14 protein-coding genes are annotated in these 15,944 nt (G+C 60.3%); 7 read left to right on the forward strand and 7 right to left on the reverse strand.

Annotated elements, in window-relative coordinates; all coding sequences use genetic code 11:
* Window positions 1-61: 61 nt before the first annotated feature.
* Together ACYG9Z_RS25990 and ACYG9Z_RS25995 are read left to right on the forward strand one after the other, a co-directional pair.
* Entirely contained in the window at window positions 62-1,225 is a 1,164-nt protein-coding gene (locus ACYG9Z_RS25990; protein WP_023752933.1) for an alpha-hydroxy acid oxidase, read from the forward strand.
* Window positions 1,218-1,907 carry an RraA family protein gene (locus tag ACYG9Z_RS25995; protein ID WP_023752934.1) on the forward strand — a complete coding sequence of 230 codons (690 nt, stop codon included), beginning with the start codon at window positions 1,218-1,220 and terminating at the stop codon, window positions 1,905-1,907. Before ACYG9Z_RS25990 ends, ACYG9Z_RS25995 begins: the two co-directional genes overlap by 8 nt.
* Window positions 1,908-1,920: 13 nt before the next feature.
* Here the strand turns inward: ACYG9Z_RS25995 and ACYG9Z_RS26000 are convergent, their stop codons facing one another.
* From ACYG9Z_RS26000 to ACYG9Z_RS26030, 7 genes are read right to left on the reverse strand one after another with little or no spacing between them, the layout of a single operon-like run.
* Entirely contained in the window at window positions 1,921-2,874 is a 954-nt protein-coding gene (locus ACYG9Z_RS26000; RefSeq protein WP_023669440.1) for a response regulator, read from the reverse strand.
* Window positions 2,875-2,921: 47 nt separating this feature from the next.
* A complete protein-coding gene (cheB, locus tag ACYG9Z_RS26005; protein ID WP_023752935.1) occupies window positions 2,922-3,959 on the reverse strand; it encodes a chemotaxis response regulator protein-glutamate methylesterase in 1,038 nt (345 codons plus the stop codon).
* A gap of 22 nt (window positions 3,960-3,981) precedes the next feature.
* On the reverse strand, window positions 3,982-6,255 hold the full coding sequence (locus ACYG9Z_RS26010; protein ID WP_023705672.1) for a hybrid sensor histidine kinase/response regulator: 2,274 nt from the start codon (window positions 6,253-6,255) through the stop codon (window positions 3,982-3,984).
* Window positions 6,252-6,956 carry a chemotaxis protein CheW gene (locus ACYG9Z_RS26015; RefSeq protein ID WP_023705671.1) on the reverse strand — a complete coding sequence of 235 codons (705 nt, stop codon included), beginning with the start codon at window positions 6,954-6,956 and terminating at the stop codon, window positions 6,252-6,254. The genes ACYG9Z_RS26010 and ACYG9Z_RS26015 overlap by 4 nt, the downstream gene beginning before the upstream one ends.
* Window positions 6,956-8,197 (reverse strand): CheR family methyltransferase, encoded by a 1,242-nt coding sequence (locus tag ACYG9Z_RS26020; RefSeq protein WP_023705670.1) that lies wholly within the window; start codon window positions 8,195-8,197, stop codon window positions 6,956-6,958. Before ACYG9Z_RS26020 ends, ACYG9Z_RS26015 begins: the two co-directional genes overlap by 1 nt.
* Window positions 8,194-8,661, reverse strand: a complete 468-nt coding sequence (locus tag ACYG9Z_RS26025; protein WP_023700505.1) for a chemotaxis protein CheW — start codon at window positions 8,659-8,661, stop codon at window positions 8,194-8,196. Before ACYG9Z_RS26025 ends, ACYG9Z_RS26020 begins: the two co-directional genes overlap by 4 nt.
* Window positions 8,662-8,684: 23 nt before the next feature.
* Entirely contained in the window at window positions 8,685-10,322 is a 1,638-nt protein-coding gene (locus tag ACYG9Z_RS26030) for a methyl-accepting chemotaxis protein (protein WP_023705668.1), read from the reverse strand.
* An 868-nt stretch (window positions 10,323-11,190) separates the two neighbouring features.
* On the opposite strand from ACYG9Z_RS26030, the gene nanR reads away from it, so the two are divergent.
* From nanR to ACYG9Z_RS26055, 5 genes are all read left to right on the forward strand, one after another.
* Window positions 11,191-11,898, forward strand: coding sequence for a transcriptional regulator NanR (gene nanR, locus ACYG9Z_RS26035; protein WP_023705666.1), 708 nt, complete (start codon window positions 11,191-11,193; stop codon window positions 11,896-11,898).
* Window positions 11,898-12,203: a putative quinol monooxygenase gene (locus ACYG9Z_RS26040; protein WP_023669450.1), complete on the forward strand. Its 306-nt coding sequence runs from the start codon at window positions 11,898-11,900 to the stop codon at window positions 12,201-12,203. Before nanR ends, ACYG9Z_RS26040 begins: the two co-directional genes overlap by 1 nt.
* Window positions 12,204-12,250: 47 nt before the next feature.
* Complete coding sequence (locus tag ACYG9Z_RS26045; RefSeq protein WP_023705665.1) at window positions 12,251-13,027, forward strand: HpcH/HpaI aldolase family protein; 777 nt, start codon at window positions 12,251-12,253, stop codon at window positions 13,025-13,027.
* Window positions 13,028-13,041: 14 nt separating this feature from the next.
* Complete coding sequence (locus ACYG9Z_RS26050) at window positions 13,042-14,094, forward strand: NAD(P)-dependent oxidoreductase (RefSeq protein ID WP_023705664.1); 1,053 nt, start codon at window positions 13,042-13,044, stop codon at window positions 14,092-14,094.
* A 119-nt stretch (window positions 14,095-14,213) separates the two neighbouring features.
* The gene (locus ACYG9Z_RS26055) at window positions 14,214-15,869 is read left to right on the forward strand and encodes an extracellular solute-binding protein (protein WP_023705663.1); all 1,656 of its coding nucleotides are present in this window, start codon (window positions 14,214-14,216) and stop codon (window positions 15,867-15,869) included.
* Window positions 15,870-15,944 lie beyond the last annotated feature (75 nt).

The following is a 15,944-nucleotide window of genomic DNA, read 5'->3' on the forward strand; positions in this document are numbered from 1 at the left end:
CTCGAACGCAGGTGCTCTGATCAGCAGTGGCGTTGGTGCATCGCCTGCTTCGACGGCGGCGTTGAAGCGCCTGTACAGCGTGGCCGCGGTCCGCGTCGCCGCGCGGCGGACTTTGCCACGCCCGGTGTTCGACTTCGCCGATGGCGGTGCCGAGGATGAGCGAACGCTGCGCCGGAACGAGCAGGCTTTCAACGAGGTTGCCATTCTGCCGCGACCGCTCAACGGTGCAACGACGCGAGACCTTTCCCTTGACCTCTTCGGCGCGAAACTTGCCATCCCGCTGGGCATCGCGCCAACCGGCCTGGCTGGGCTGTTCTGGCCCGACGGCGAGCGCGCAGCCGCCCGAGCCGCAGCGGCCGCAGGGACATTCTACTGCGCCAGCCACGGATCCGTCTGCACGCTGGAGGACATAGCAGCCACTGGAAGTAGCCCACGGTGGATGCAGGTGTTCGTCTACACCGATCGCGGCTTCACCCGAGAAATGGTGCATCGGGCGCGTGCCTCAAGCTACGACGCGCTGGTGCTCACCATCGACAACCAGATGCTTGGCAACCGTGAACGCGACATCCGCAACGGTTTTGCCATCCCGCCGCGCTTCGGTGTGGCCGGAACCCTCGCGACCGCCACCAAGGCGGCGTGGCTTCTTCGTATGCGCACCCGACTCCCGAAACTGACCTTCGGCAACTACGCGCGCCCCGGAGATACGGCGACGGTCGGTGCATTGGCGGGCCGGATGGCCGCAATGCTCGATCCCGGACTCTCCTGGGCCGATGTCGACTGGCTGCGCACTGTCTGGTCCGGACCGTTGTTGCTGAAAGGCGTCCTGCATCCCAGCGAAGCCGCCGAGGCTGTAGCCCGAGGAATCGACGGCATCATCGTATCCAATCATGGGGGACGTCAGCTTGACGGCGCCGCCGCATCCCTGGACGCGTTGACGGCAGTTGTCGCGGCTGTCGCCGGCCGCGTACCAGTGCTTATCGACGGAGGCATCAGGCGAGGCTCTGACGTCGTCAAGGCCCTGGCGCTCGGCGCCTCGTGCTGTCTGATCGGGCGGCCGCAGTTGTGGGGGCTCGCGGTCGCCGGCGAGGAGGGGGTACGCCACGTGCTCGAACTCTACCGCAAGGAAATCGACCGCGTCATGGGACTGATGGGCGCGCGGAGCCTGCGCGACCTCGGGCCGGACTGTATTTCGTTCGTTCAGGGAATGGGGCCGCTACATGATTGAAAACCCACCACTGCTCACCATCAAGCGCCGTTTCGAACGGCCCGCAGCAGAAATCATCAGTGCTTTTGCGGGCGTGCCGGTTAGCCAGGTCGTAGACGCGATGGGGGGACGCGGCGCCTTGCATTATGCGATCAAGCCACTGTCGCCAGCTACTGCGACGATGGTCGGCGTCGCCGTGACCTGTCACTGCGGTCCCGCCGACAACCTCGCCCTGTTTGGAGCACTGGATGCCGCAGCAAGTGGCGATGTCATCGTCGCGGCCACCGACAGCTTTGCCGGTACGGCGGTAACTGGCGATCTCGTGCTCGGCATGGCGCGCAACAAGGGGGTCGCCGGCTTCATCACTGACGGCCTCGTGCGCGACGTTGTCGGGATCGAGGCGGTCGGGTTGCCGGTTTACTGTGCCGGGATCATTGCGAACTCGCCTGCGCGCAATGGTCCAGGCACGGTCGGATTCCCGGTGGTGGTGGGAGGAGTGACTATCTCGCCCGGAGACATACTGGTCGGCGACCGCGACGGTCTCGCCGTGGTGCCTCGCCTGGAGGCTGAGACGGTGCTGGCCCGGCTCTCCGCCATCAGGGCGGCTGAGAAAACTCTTGATGGCCTGGTGCGGCAAGGTCTCGAGATGCCCGACTTCGCCAAGGTCGTCCTCAAATCGAACAGGGCGCGCTTCGTTGACTGAGATGTGAGCTTCTCTAGCTGCGGGACATATGAAGCGCAACACGATTTCGTCCTTCCGATTTGGCACGAAACAGAGCCAAATCGGCGGCATTGACGAAATCGTTTGGCGTCTCGTTCTCGGTGGGCACCGCTGTTGCGACGCCGACGCTGATGGTCACGCGATCCGGGCCGTGGGGTATGTTCAACTCTCGCACGCTCTGGACGAGCCGCTCGGCGATCGCACTGGATTGTTCCAGTATAGTGTCGACCAGCACGATGACGAACTCTTCGCCTCCGTACCGCGCAGCGAGATCGGTGGAACGGCCGGAACCGCTCTGGATTACGCGGGCGATTTGCTTGAGCACATCGTCGCCGGCCATATGGCCATAGGTATCGTTGTATCGTTTGAAGTTGTCGGCATCGATCATCAACAGCGACAGTGGGGACTGTGCGCGAAAAGCGCGTTTCCATTCAGCCGCCAGATATTCGTCAAAATAGCGCCTGTTACCGAGACCCGTCAGGCCATCGATCCGCGTCAGACGTTCAAGCTCTAGATTTGCACTGATCAGCTGTCGCTGGCTTTCCCTCAGCGCTCGGTGTGCCGAGTCTCGCTGGACGTGATCCAGATAGGCCCGCGTGTGATATCGAATGCGTGCAATCAACTCGATACGATCCGGCAGTTTGACGAGATAGTCGTTCGCGCCCGCAGCGAAGGCTTCGCCCTTGGTGGCTGGATCTTCCTTGCTCGACAGCACAATGACTGGAACCGCGCGTGTCGACGCATGCTTCCTGTATTCTCGCACCAGATGTAGCCCATCCACCCCGGGCATGACGAGATCCTGCAGGATAACGGTTGGCTTTACCTCATCCGCGACCGTCATCGCTCTCAACGGGTCGGTGCAGAAGTGTAAGGATATATCGGGCTCGTTGGCTAGAGCGCGCCTGACCGCCTCGCAAACCATGATCTGATCATCGATGAGCAGAACCATGGATGAATAGTTATCTGCGAGTGGCGGGACCAACTCTGGTTCTTGCGTCATCGGAAGGGGCCTTTCACGTGGGGGCGCTCGCAGGCTTCGATTATACGTGAGCCGATCGCACCCAAAGGAAGAATATCAACAGCCGCGCCGATGTCGGCGGCGGCCTTCGGCATGCCATAGACGGCACTGGTTGCTCTATCCTGCGCGATTGTGAGATGCCCCTTGTCACGGAGCTGTCTCAGCCCGCGCGCACCATCCCTGCCCATGCCTGTGAGCAGAACACCAATCACCGAGCCAGGCCACCATTGCGCCGCACTTTCGAAGAACACATCTACGGACGGCCGATAAACATTGTCCTTGGGGCTGGGCGTGTAGCCAAGTTGCTGAGCTGACTTGAAAACCAGATGATCCGCAGAACTGGCAACGAGAACGGTGCCCGCTTGAGGACTATCCCTTTCCCCCGCCGGACGGATCGGGAGACGCGTATGCTGCCCTAGCCAATCAACAAGGCCTGGAACGAACTGAGCATCGAGATGCTGGACGAGCACAATCGCGCCGCCAAAATCAACGGGAAACGCGCTCAGGACTGCGGCAACGGCAGCCGGCCCGCCCGCAGAGGCGCCGATTGCTATCAGGCGTCGAGTTGACGGCTCAGCCGCACGTGACATCCGCCTTTTTGCCTGGGTAGGCGCATCACCGATCAACTTGCCTATCGTTCGTATCTTGTTCGTCAAAAGCCGGGCGGATTGCGAGGACGCGTTGCCTTCGATGCCCACTGACGGAATATCGACTGCGTCAAGCGCGCCATGACCCATTGCTTCGTAGACGCCGGCGAGGTTGGCTTCGATACTGGCGGTCACCAGCAAGATTGAGCACGGGGTTTCCGCCATGATTCTGCGCGTCGCTTCCACGCCGTCCATCTCTGGCATCGCTAGATCCATGAGTATCAGATCCGGCAGATCACGTCTGCAGACCTCGACCGCCTCACGCCCATTGGTCGCGATCCACGCGACCTGATGTTCGCCGGTCGACAGGACCAGTCGACGCAGAAGTTCAACCGCCATCGGCATGTCGTTGACTACGCCGATTCTCATTCGCTGGCTTCCAATCTCGATCTCATTCAGCCGCCTCGCCAATCATGTCCACGACGGCATGGATCAGCGCCTCGTCCTGAAAACTACTCTTGGTCAGATAATAGTCCGCACCTGCGTCGAGCCCGCGCGCGCGATCTTCTTCCCGATCCTTGTATGAAACGATCATAATGGGTGTGTTCTTGAGATCAGCGTCCTTTCTGATCAAACTCACCAGCTCGATGCCATCCATGCGAGGCATGTCGATGTCGGTGACGACGAGATCGAAAGGACCAGACCGGACGGCATTCCACCCGTCCATGCCGTCTACCGCCACTTCGACCTCATAACCGTAATTGCCGAGCATCTTGCGCTGGAGTTCGCGAACCGTCAGTGAATCGTCAATCACGAGCACGCGCTTGCGCCTGCTCGCTTCGGGACCGCCCGCGGCGCGCCGAAGAGCTCGAAATCCGCTGGACGATGCAAGCTTTTCCACCGATCGGATCAGATCGTCGACATCGAAGATCAGAACGGGCGAACCGTCTTCCATCAGGGCCGCTGCGCTGATGTCCTTGATCTTGGCAAACCGTGGATCGAGAGGTCTGATCACTAACTCGCGTTCCCCGAGAAAACGGTCAACGATCAGGCCGTACGCATCGCCCCGACCCGCATCCACGACGACGACCGATAGTTCGTTCGGTTCCGATCCGGGCTCACCTCGATCGAGCACCTCGCGAGCGGTGACCAGCCCGATCTGTCGATCGTTCAATCGAAAATGCGGCCGGCCCTGCAGGACGTTGATCTCCGTCCGTTGCAGTTTCAAAGTCTTGGAAATGGCAGCGAGTGGAAAAGCATAGGGCTCTCCATCGACATCGACGAGCAGCGTGCGGAGGACCGACAGTGTCAGCGGCAATTGCAGTTGAAATCGGGTTCCGTGGCCAAATTCTGAGGAGACGCTTGCGACTCCCCGGACTTCCTTCGTCATGGCTTGCACTGCATCGAGCCCCACACCGCGACCTGAGACGTCGGTAAGGCCCGCTTTCATGGAAAAGCCTGGCAGAAACAGAAACGCGAGCAATTCGCTTTCGCTGAGTGTTTCAGCACTTTCCCTGGTTGCAAGTTGCCGGGCGACGACGGCCTCGCGCAGCTTCGAGAGCTCTATCCCCCTGCCGTCGTCCACCACGGCTATCTGCAGCAGCCCGGCATTGTGCCTCGCTTCGAGCCTGATGAGCCCCTCTTCGGGTTTGCCCATCGCGAGGCGCTCCTCAGGCGGTTCAAGCCCATGGTCTACAGCGTTGCGCAGAAGGTGCCCCAAAGGGGCATCGAGCTGCTCGAGGATATCGCGGTCGATGCCGGTCGAGCCGCCTACGATCTCCAGTCGCACCCGCTTGCCAAGGGTACGACCGAGGTCGCGGATCATTCTCGCATAGTGTCGCACGCCGTCCTCAAAAGGCCGCATCCGGCTCGCCAACGTTTCGTCGTACAATCTGTTGGCAAGATCGGTCGCTTTCCGATCCACTGAATCCAACTCATCGAAACGCTCCGCCAGGAACGCTTGGCTCAACCGAAGCTTTCGCTGCGCTTCAGCCAGCGCCTCCACCACCGCCGCATCGTTTGAAACCGGCGGCAGCACTGCATGAAGATTGTCGAATGCACTTGCGAGGTCCGATTGAAGTCGCTTCAGCCGTAGCAGCCCGTCAGCGAATGGCCTGAGCCGCCGAGCTTCCATCAGCGACTCGCCAGCCAGCCCGAGCAATCGGTTCAGGCTGTCTGCCGTCACCCGAACCATTCTATCAGAGCTGATGCTGCCGTGGGCTTGCGGCACCGCCCCAACGAGGAGGTTCGCTGAAGAGGTCGTCGCCAGTTGCTCCTGGGCATGATCTGGAGTTGCGAAATCAGCTGCAGAATCTTGGGGCCCGGGCTTTGCCTGGGGGAGGGACAACCCCTCGAACTTCGCGAGAAAGGTTTCGACTTCTGAGTTGGCGCTTTCGCTCGATGATCCCGATGCGATCAATTTCAAAAGGTCAGAACCTTGCAGAAGCGCGTCTATATGCTCCCGTCGCACCCTCAGATGCCCGCGTTGCGCTGCGACCAGGCAGTCTTCCATCGCATTTGCAACTTTGACTGCGGGCATCAGGTCGATGATGCGGGCAGCTCCTTTCAGGGAATGCGCGGCACGCATGCATGCTTCCAGGGCGTCGGCGGCGATAGGATCGCGTTCGAGTGCCAGAAGTCCAGAGGTCAGAGCCCGTGACTGCGTCTCCAGTTCGGCCTGGAAGAGGCTGAGCATCGAAACCTGGCTGAAGTCTTCATCTGTCATGCGATGCTCCGATCCAGCATCGTGAGCAGTTGTCGTGGATCGAGACAGCCAACGGCTCGTCCTTGCCATGGCAGCACGGCAACCGTAGCGGCCGACAGTGCCTTGCCAATCATGGCCGGAACAGCGAGAGTGTCGCGTTCCTGGTACCGATGTAAGCCGTGGATCTCATCAACCATAAAAGCAACCCGCTTGTCGCGCTCGCCTACCACGACAAGGCGGCGAAATACCTTGGTTCGTGTGCCTTGTTCCCCTTCCTTGCGCTCGTCTATCCCGAGCAATTCGGCCAGGGACAGGCAAATAAGCAATTCACCACGGACATTCGCAATGCCGAGCAGTGCACTGTTCCTGCGATGTGGAAGTGAATGAACGCGACGAGATTCAGCCACTTCATGAAAAATACCGACCGGAAGTGCCAGCCATTCCTCCCCCAAACGGAAGAGAACGGCCGTCTGCAGCGCGTCGCTGTCTGCCGAATCGATCCCTGCACGACCAGCCTTGTCAGGCCATTCGTCGCGAGATGCCGAGGGAGCTGCACGGTCGAGGAGGCGTCGTGCGATCTTCTTGTAGGTCGGGCAATTGCGGCAGTGGAGATGCTGCTCTAGTAGCGGACATGACTTGTCACCCCGTACGCCTATTTGCCGCCAGCAGTCGTTGATTTCGATCTCCTCCACCGGCTGAGCGATCCTTGTCGAAGCCGCCATCAACTGCCGCTCCTTTTCTGGACCCGACCCAGCCGGCCGGCCAGCGCCTCGGCGCCGTTATGGTCGCCTTGCTTGCTAAGCAGCAAGGCCAGATGGACAAGAGCTTCTCGATGATTTGGCGCGAGATAGAGCGCCTTGCGATAACTTTGCGCGGCTTCGGGTGCAGAACCATCCGCATCCTGGACGAGGCCCAGCAGGTAGAAGATTTCTGCGGAAGGACCGAACTCCCTGAGATGCGCCAGGGCGACCTCCTGTGCCTCCTTTACGCGTCCTGCATTGGCGATCCGTTCAACCGCGATGAGGCTTTCCGAGGCGCGTGCAAGCGGCTTGGCCGGAGCCTGCCCGCGGCCTTCATTGCCACTTGTCGGTCGGAACGGACGAAGAGGCTCGCTCTTGTTGACCTTAGGGCTTGGCGTCCGCACCGGGACGGCGGCCGAAACCTTCGGCGCCGTGGTCTTGACGGGCTCCGATTTCAGAAAGGCGAAGGCCAATGGCCATTCAGCGGAAAGAAAGCCATGCACCCTTGGAAGAGCTGCTTCCGCCGGACCGACCAGAAGAAGTCCGTCTTTGGCCAGCAGGTCCTTCAGGCAGATCAATGCGCGATCCTGCAGCTCTCGATTGAAATAGATCAGCAAATTGCGGCAAAGCAGGATGTCATAGACCTCTTGCCCGAAAGGCGCGTGAGAACCGAACAAGTTTCCTACCATGAACCGAACCTGTTTCAGCACCCCAGCAACAGGCCGCAACCCGCCCTCGGCCGCTTCGAAATAGCGATCCTTGAATTCTAAATGGCTGCCGCGAAACGAATTGCGGCCATAGATGGCGTGTTCAGCCGTCGCGATATTGCGGCTGCTGACGTCCACGCCATCGATCTTGAACTCATGCGCCTCAAAGCCGGCATCGAACATGGCCATGGCGACCGAGTAAGCCTCTTCGCCGGTTGAACATGGCAGGCTCAGGATTCTTATCGGCTGAGCAGGCTTGTGCGCGCGCGCATGCCGCGCCAGCATCGTGAACGCTTCTCGGTCGCGAAAGAACCAGGTCTCTGGGATCACCACCGCATTGATCAGCTCCTGCAGCTCCTGCGAGGAACCGGCTAAGTGTTGCCTATAGGCCTGAGGGTTGGTTATCCGGCATGCTTCCATCCGTTCTCTGACCGCCTGACGAACCACTGTCGGACCAACGCTGGCACTGTCCAGTCCAATGGTTTCCGTCAGGAGCTTTTCTATTGCTCCGGTCATTGATCACCTATTGCCGCCTGGCGGAGCAAAGCGGTACGAATCTCTTCCGAAAGCAGCGCTTCCACTTTGACCCACTGAATGATCTCCAAACCATCGGAAGCCACCGGCCCAAGATAGGGCGGGGTTCCTGGTTCCAGTCCGAACGGCGCGAAATCGGCCGGGTCTCGCTCGATCGTATCCGTCACCCGTTCCGCGATCAGCCCCAGCAGGCGTCGCTCGCCATCATCCGCCGGATAGCGCGTCACAACGATCCGGGTGCTCAACAGGCGCTCCGATGGTCGGCCAAGCGCAAGAAGGGTGACATCGATCAGGGGGATGGGTATTCCGTTATAGCTGACCAAACCCACCACACCAGTTGGCGCACCCGGAAGAACTTTCACGTCGATATAGGGCAGCACCTCTTCAATTTTGTGGACATCGATCAAGTAGCGATCCGGACCCATGCTGAAGGCGAGGAATAGCATTGTCACCTCCTACTGCCGGCTCGCTATGCTCGTAGCTTGAACCTCGATATGCTACTTCGCATGCCGCCTGAGACTTGATTGAGCTCGTCGATCGCGAGCGTCGATTGCTGAAGGGACTCGACTGTTTGCTGAGCTGCCTCGCTTAGCTGGGTTAGCGTGTCGCTGATCTGCCCCGCGCCGGTCGCCTGTGCTTGCATGCCTTCATTGGCGACTTCGAAACGTGGCACCAGCCCCTGAACCTGCTGAATGATCTCGAAGAGTTGCCCGCCGACCTGCTGGATGTCCTGCATACCCCGACGGACCTGCTCGGAAAACTTGTCCATGCCCATCACCCCGGCCGCGACTGCCGACTGGATGTCCTTGACCATTTGCTCGATATCGTAGGTGGAGACAGCTGTCTGGTCCGCGAGCCTTCGGATTTCCGTTGCCACCACTGCAAAACCCCGGCCATATTGGCCTGCCTTCTCCGCCTCGATGGAAGCGTTGAGCGACAACAGGTTCGTCTGATCGGCCACTTTGGTGATGGTCGTCACCACCTGATTGATGCTGCCGGCTTTCTCGCTCAGGATCGCCAGTTTGGAATTGATCGCGCCAGCCGCTTCCATGACCTGCTGCATGGTTTCTTCCATACGGGTCAGCCCCGCTTGCCCCCCGCCAGCCACGGCAGCGGTTTGTTCGGCAACTGTGGAGACCTCGTTCATCGTGCGGACCAGTTCGTTTGATGTGGCGGAGATTTCCTTGGCTGTCGCTCGGATTTCTGTTGTGGTCGCTGCGATTTCAGTCGCAGTTGCCTGCTGTTGCTTGGAGGTGGCGGCGATCTCAGTTATCGACGTGCCGACCTGTATGCTGGACCTTTGAACCTGACCAATGAGGGTTGTGAGATCGTCCGCCATTGCGTTGAAGCCGTCGGCAAGCACGCTGAATTCGTCTCGGCGCCTCAGATCGAGCCGTTCGCTGAAGTCGCCTTGCCGCATCAATTGAACCGCGTCGACCAAACGGGTGAGCGGACCTGTAATGGCGCGAAACAGCTGGTAACCCAAAAGAAGGGCTAGCCCGAGGGCTATCAACAAGCCAACGCTCAAACCGACTTCGGCCGTTCTGACGATCGAGCTGATCCGCTGCGTCGCGCTGTTTGCCTCGCCTCTGTGATCCTCAACCATGGCCTGCAGAGCGGACTGCAATTTTACAAAGATCGGCTCTACTTCGTTCTTGATAGCTGGGCTTTCATTGGGAGTTTCACCTTTCGACAAGGCAGCCCGGCTTGTTTCCAGCACAGCAGTTTCAGCCAGACGGAATTGGTTGGCGAGTTGTTTGACGGCTGCATAATTCTGCTTGTCGATATCGGAGACGATCGTTGCCTCATAGTCGTCCATCGACCGCTGCACCTGGTTGCGATTGGTCGTGATCGCGTTTGCAACCGTGCTTCTGTCTGACGGGTTGTCCTGAAGGGCATATTCCTGAAGCAGACTATGGGCCGCCATCTGGCCCGTCATGATCTCGGTACTGTGATAAAGGTCCGGAAGGATGCCCTTCTCGACCTCAGTCGCCTCCTCCCCCGCCTGAAGAAACCAGGCGTACGCGATGAGGGCTATCACGGACATGACCACCAGAACGGCTGCGAAACTGACGAGGATGCGGTGGCGTATTGTCAGACTCTTCATGGAACCGGTTCACCAATGGGGGGCATCGTGGGCTGCGCGACAAGCGCTCGTTCCGACATATTCGAAAAGGTGCGTCGAAAAGCGGTAGTCTGATGCTGAATGGTTTCTTTTCCGTTCCATAGCTAATGATGGCGAGGCGGCTCGCCAATCGGCGCCGCCAGAAGCGGTGGTCAAAGGACGACTGCCGTCCACGCACATCAGCCCGAGATCGGCTGGTTGGCACGCCGCGTCAGGAGGAGCGTGGATGAGTTGCTTGAGGCCACGAATTGAATGACTGCTTAGGCCAGGTCGAGGCAAGAAAGCCGACGTCCTGCTTGCTGCCCCTAAGCTGCCAGGCGGGAACGCGCCTCATATCAGCCGTCCAGCATGATCGTCGCTACTGAAAGCGGAATCGCCGAAACCAGATGTCGCAAACTGGCCAACGCGTAGATTGGCGTCGAGTGCGGGTTCGGCATTTGCAGGTGACGATAACTAAATGGCAAGCGCCCCCGCCTGAGGCCCTCAGGACTAAAAGATCTTGAGAAAACCAGTTTCAAATGCGCATCGTTCAATGTTGCAGCTCATAAGCAGGCGGTTGGGTAGGTCTCGGCCAGCACACGGCCCGGTGGCACTCACTGCGGTCCACACCGCAGTTGAAACTGACCACCCGACCCAGGGTTCGAAGACGGTCCCCGATCGGAACACCGAGCAGAGTGTGCTCGCGCTCCTCAAGTCACCGATATCCTTGGTGAAGACGTTGAAGGCGTGTGCAAAGGACGCCTCGACATCGGCGGAGTGATTAAACGGCTCGGCTACCGGATGCTTAGACATCGTTGACAAGGGTGCTATGGGATCATAACGTACCTGATTGGTATAACAGGTATGCCACATGATCGGAGTTCTGATCAAACAGCGGAAGCTTTCGGACGAGGTGGCAGCGCACCTCGAGCGGATGATCCGAGAGGGAGAGTTGGCCGAAGCCGACCGTCTCCCATCTGAACGGGAACTCATGCGGCAGTTCGGGGTAGGGCGGCCTTCCATCCGTGAGGCGCTGCTGCATCTGAGCAAAATGGGCCTTGTCGAGGTAAAATCGGGGGAGCGTGCCCGCGTCACTCGACCCACTCCTCAATTCGTGATCGACGCCCTTTCAGGGCCGGCTCGGCACATGATTTCGGCGCCGGGAGGAGTTCACGACTTCCAGAGCGCGCGGTTGTTTTTCGAGGTCGGCCTTGCCCGCAACGCCGCTGTGCATGCTACCCCGAAAGACATTGAGAGCCTCAAGGAGGCGCTCGAACTCAACCGTCAATCAATCGGCGACCTGGCGCGCTTCGAGCGCACGGACGTAGACTTCCATTACGTGCTGGCGGTAATCACCCGCAATCGGATCTTTACAGCTATTCACGCGGCGTTGGCTGAATGGTTGCTCGAACAGCGTCGCACCACATTGGCCAAGGGTGAAGACCGCAAGGCTTACCAGGCTCATCGCGAAATCTTCGAGGCCGTCGCCGCGCGCGATCCAGACGCGTCAGAGGCGGCCATGCGCAGCCATCTCGAATATGTGGCCAAGCGCTATCTGCAACTTGCGAGGCCCAAGTGATGACCGGATTTGTCGTCTGGGTCGATTTCCGCCTGAGGCCTGGTGCCCGGGACAGATTCCGAGAACTTGTCGACGCCAATGCGACCGCCTCGATGCGCACCGAGGCCGGCTGCCGCCGCTTTGACGTGACGGAGGCGCGCGGCGAACTGGATCGGGTCCTGCTCTATGAGATTTACGATAGCGAGGCCGCATTCGAGGACCACTGCCGCACCGCTCATTTCGACGAATTCAATACGCAGAGCGCGCCGCTCGTCGTGACCAAGTTGGTGACGACCTGCGACCTCGTTCTTGAAGCCACGCATTGAAGCGAACATAGGCGGATTGGCCCATTGGGGCGAACGGGAGGAAGTGCATGTCGGAGCCAAGTCTCAGGGCGTTAGCTTCTCACAGGCGGGTCAAGCTCGGTACGCTCGTCGCCGAGTTCGCCACGCCGGGAATCGGTCACATCCTGAAGTCCGCTGGCTGCGATTTCGTCTTTTTCGACATGGAGCATTCGGGATTTAACTTGGAAACGCTGAAGAGTGCGATCCGTTATTTCGAGGCGGCCGATCTGCCGGTGATGGTTCGTGTGCCATCGCAGGACTACCATTTCCTCGCCCGCGCCATGGACATGGGCGCCGAAGGCCTGATCGCGCCGATGGTGAGCAGCGTCGAACAGGCGCAGCACATCATCAACTCCATGAAATACCACCCTGCCGGCGCCCGCGGCGTGGCGCTGCAGATCGCTCATGACCGTTACCGTCCGGGCTCGGTCGCTGACAAATTCGAGGCCGCCAACAAGCGCTCGACGTTCATCTGCCTGATCGAGACCGCCGACGGCGTCAAGAACATTGACGGCATCGCGGGACTGGACGGGGTCGATTGTCTGTGGGTTGGGCATTTCGATCTGTCCGTCTCGCTCGGCATTCCTGGCGACTTCGCCCACCCCACTTTCACTGCTGCAATGGCCAAAATCGTGGCCGCCGCCAAGAAGCACAACAAATCGCTTGGACGCTTGGTGCCCAACGTCGCCCAGGGACACGAGTTCTACGCACAGGGCTTCGATTTCATATGTTATTCAGGCGACGTTTGGGTCCTGCACGACGCGATCGCCGACGCGGTTTCCAAGATCCGGGCCGGGTGCCAATAGGAGCGGAAGAGACGATGGACAGCGTGAAATTCAGGGTGGCGCTTTCCGGTGATTTCCGCAGGCCGGACGGCTCGCCGACCTACCCAGATTTCGATCTGGAGCCGCTGCGCAATGCGATAGGTGTCGAGATGGTGTTCCTGGAGTCAAACAGTCCGCTTCGCGGCGACCAACTTGAGAATTTCGATGCGCTGATCCTCCTCGCCCATCGTTTCGATGCCACGAGTGTCCCCAGGAGCGGCCGCCTGGCCGTCGTTGCCCGCTTCGGGGTCGGCTACGACACTGTCGACGTTGAGGCATGCACCGCAGCCGGTATTGCCTTGGTCATCACGCCCGATGGCGTGCGACGGCCCGTCGCCGTATCCGTCATCACCTTCATCCTGGCGCTGACCGGCAAGCTGCTGACAAAGGACGCGCTCACCCGCAAAGGGTCTGTTGGTTTTGAGAAGCGCTCCGAACATATGGGGGTCGGCCTCGTCGGGCGTACGCTTGGGTCGCTGGGCATCGGCAACATCGGTGCCGAGGTCTTCCGCTTGGCGAAGCCCTTTGACATGCAATTCATTGCCCATGACCCGTTTGCCGGCAAGGGGGTCGCTGCCGACCTGGGCGTCGAGCTGGTCGGGCTGGAGGATCTGTTTCGCCGCGCCGACGTGCTGTCGGTGAGTTGCCCCCTGTCGCCCCAGACCCACCACATCGTCAATGCTGAGCGGATCGCCCTGATGAAGCCGACAGCTTACCTGATCAACACCGCGCGCGGCCCGATCGTCGACCAGAAAGCGCTGACGCAAGCACTGCAGGAGCGCCGCATCGCCGGCGCCGGTCTCGACGTGCTGGAACAAGAGCCTCCCGACGCAGACGATGCGATCCTCAAACTCGACAATGTCATCCTGGCGCCGCACGCGCTTTGCTGGACCGACCAGTGCTTTGCTGGCAACGGTGCCGCCGACGTCAAAGCGGTAATCGAGGTGCAGCGTGGTCGCGAGCCGCGCGGCGTGGTCAATCGCGAGGTGCTTTCGAGCGAGCTGTGGAAGACCAGGCTGTCTGGGCTCGCCGCCCGCTTCGGAACCTAGGAGGAGACTGATTTTCGGCGCGCCGCCGCGGCCTCTTTGCGGCGACCTTACGGGAGGAAATGCTTGACCGCTGCGCCGGCGGCGAGTGAAGCAAAAGGAAAATGGGAGGACCAAGCACTATGAACGATCGTGAAAAACGTGACTTTCAGGCAGGCCTCGAAGCTGAGGTCGACGCCTTCATGCGCGGCGAAACCACCCGCCGAACTTTCATCACCCGCTTCGGTCAGATGACCGGTATGTTGGCCGTGTCCGGCCCGCTGCTGGGGATAATGACCGATTGGGCGCTGGCGCAGCAAACATTGGAATTGGCGGACGCCACGTCGCCGCTCGGCCAGGCGCAGGCCGCAGCCCTGAAAGCATCGAAGGGAGGGCCTGCGGACGGTTCCGCCTTTCGCGCGGCGGAGGCGGCCAAGGCGCATTCGGGCGTCACCCTCAACATGACCTACGAGGCTGGCCTGCAGGCACTCGACCCGCGCAATTTCAGTGGGCCGATGTGGGAGCAGCTTACCGGGATGAAGTCGAATGTCGTCGAGCTGTCGAACCCGGACCAGTACTCCAAGGCGGTCGCCGAGCACATCGCCGGCTCGGGTGCCTATGACGTCCTCGACATCTCGCCGGCCTGGACGCCGTCGCTTGCCGATGGCGGCGTCATCGCCCCTCTAGACGACTACATCGCCAAATACATGAACCCGGCAGACCTCGAGGACTATCATCCCCTGTACAAGGCGCTGCCGACCTACAAGGGTAAGATCTGGGGGTTCTTCGACGACGGCGACATGTTCGCTCTCTACTACCGCAAGGACATTTTCGAGGACCCTAAAATGGTGGAGGCTTACCAGGCGAAGTTCAACGCCAAGCTTGGACCGCCCAAGACATGGGAAGAATATGCCCAGATCGCCCAGTTCATCACCGACCAGATGGCGCCAAAGGTCTATGGCGCGGGACATTTCCGCAAGGCGGGCAGCCCCGGCAATCAGTTCGACTTTCTGCAGCAGTACCGGGCCAACGGCGGAAAACTCTTCGGCGACGACATGAAGGCAGGTTTGGTTTCGGATGCCGGCGTCAAGACGCTGACAAACATGCTCGCCGCAAACAAGGCCTCGATCCCCGGCAACAACGAGCTCGACGCCGTCTCCTTGTGGGCGGCTTTCCTGACCGGCAAAGTCGCGATGATCTATTCCTGGCCTCCTAGCGGCCGTATGGCGGCCAACTATTCGCAGTCGGCCACGGCAATCAACTTCATTCCGCAGTCCCAAATCGCCGGCAAGGTCGGCTATGCCGTGGTTCCGGGAAATCCGGAACATGCCACCGGCTACAACAAGGCACTGTCGGCCGACTCGCCCAACGCTGAGGCGGCGTATCTGTTCATGCAGTGGGTATGCTCGCCACCCGTCTCGCTGGCACGTTGCATGCTGCCCTACGCTCTACGCGACCCGTACCGCATCTCGCACTTCAAGTCCGAGCTCTACGGCGCGCTCTTCCCGAGTGCCAAGGAGTACCTTGCCAACCTCAACAACTCGGCAAATGTCGGTCTGCTCGACCCGATCATGCCAGGCGCGCAGGACTACTTCTTGAGCATCGATCGCATGTGCACGGCGGTGTGGGCTGGTGCGGATCCGAAGGCGTCGCTTGAAACGGCGGCCGCCGAGTGGAACGAGACGACCGACCGACTGGGTGTGGATTCGCAGAAGGGCTTCTACACCGAGTTCTTGAAACTGCCTGGCGCCACCGCCGACAACACGGTGGAAAAACTTGGCATGGCGGTCACCCTCTGAGGGCAGGCGGACTTCTCTGGAGCAATCGGTGTTGCGGGCGCTTGGCTCGCAACACCTCCCCGCTAAGCGGCGATT

The organism is Mesorhizobium sp. RSR380A (genome assembly GCF_054719385.1).

Coding starts and splice junctions, on each gene's coding strand:
- ACYG9Z_RS25995 (WP_023752934.1), top strand. CDS start 1,218: ATGATTGAAAACCCACCACTGCTCACCATCAAGCGCCGTTTCGAACGG.
- ACYG9Z_RS26025 (WP_023700505.1), bottom strand. CDS start 8,661: ATGCTATTCCTCGCCTTCAGCATGGGTCCGGATCGCTACTTGATCGAT.
- ACYG9Z_RS26000 (WP_023669440.1), bottom strand. CDS start 2,874: ATGGTTCTGCTCATCGATGATCAGATCATGGTTTGCGAGGCGGTCAGG.
- nanR (WP_023705666.1), top strand. CDS start 11,191: ATGATCGGAGTTCTGATCAAACAGCGGAAGCTTTCGGACGAGGTGGCA.
- ACYG9Z_RS26045 (WP_023705665.1), top strand. CDS start 12,251: ATGTCGGAGCCAAGTCTCAGGGCGTTAGCTTCTCACAGGCGGGTCAAG.
- ACYG9Z_RS26040 (WP_023669450.1), top strand. CDS start 11,898: ATGACCGGATTTGTCGTCTGGGTCGATTTCCGCCTGAGGCCTGGTGCC.
- ACYG9Z_RS26020 (WP_023705670.1), bottom strand. CDS start 8,197: ATGACCGGAGCAATAGAAAAGCTCCTGACGGAAACCATTGGACTGGAC.
- cheB (WP_023752935.1), bottom strand. CDS start 3,959: ATGAGAATCGGCGTAGTCAACGACATGCCGATGGCGGTTGAACTTCTG.
- ACYG9Z_RS26030 (WP_023705668.1), bottom strand. CDS start 10,322: ATGAAGAGTCTGACAATACGCCACCGCATCCTCGTCAGTTTCGCAGCC.
- ACYG9Z_RS26050 (WP_023705664.1), top strand. CDS start 13,042: ATGGACAGCGTGAAATTCAGGGTGGCGCTTTCCGGTGATTTCCGCAGG.
- ACYG9Z_RS26010 (WP_023705672.1), bottom strand. CDS start 6,255: ATGACAGATGAAGACTTCAGCCAGGTTTCGATGCTCAGCCTCTTCCAG.
- ACYG9Z_RS26015 (WP_023705671.1), bottom strand. CDS start 6,956: ATGGCGGCTTCGACAAGGATCGCTCAGCCGGTGGAGGAGATCGAAATC.
- ACYG9Z_RS26055 (WP_023705663.1), top strand. CDS start 14,214: ATGAACGATCGTGAAAAACGTGACTTTCAGGCAGGCCTCGAAGCTGAG.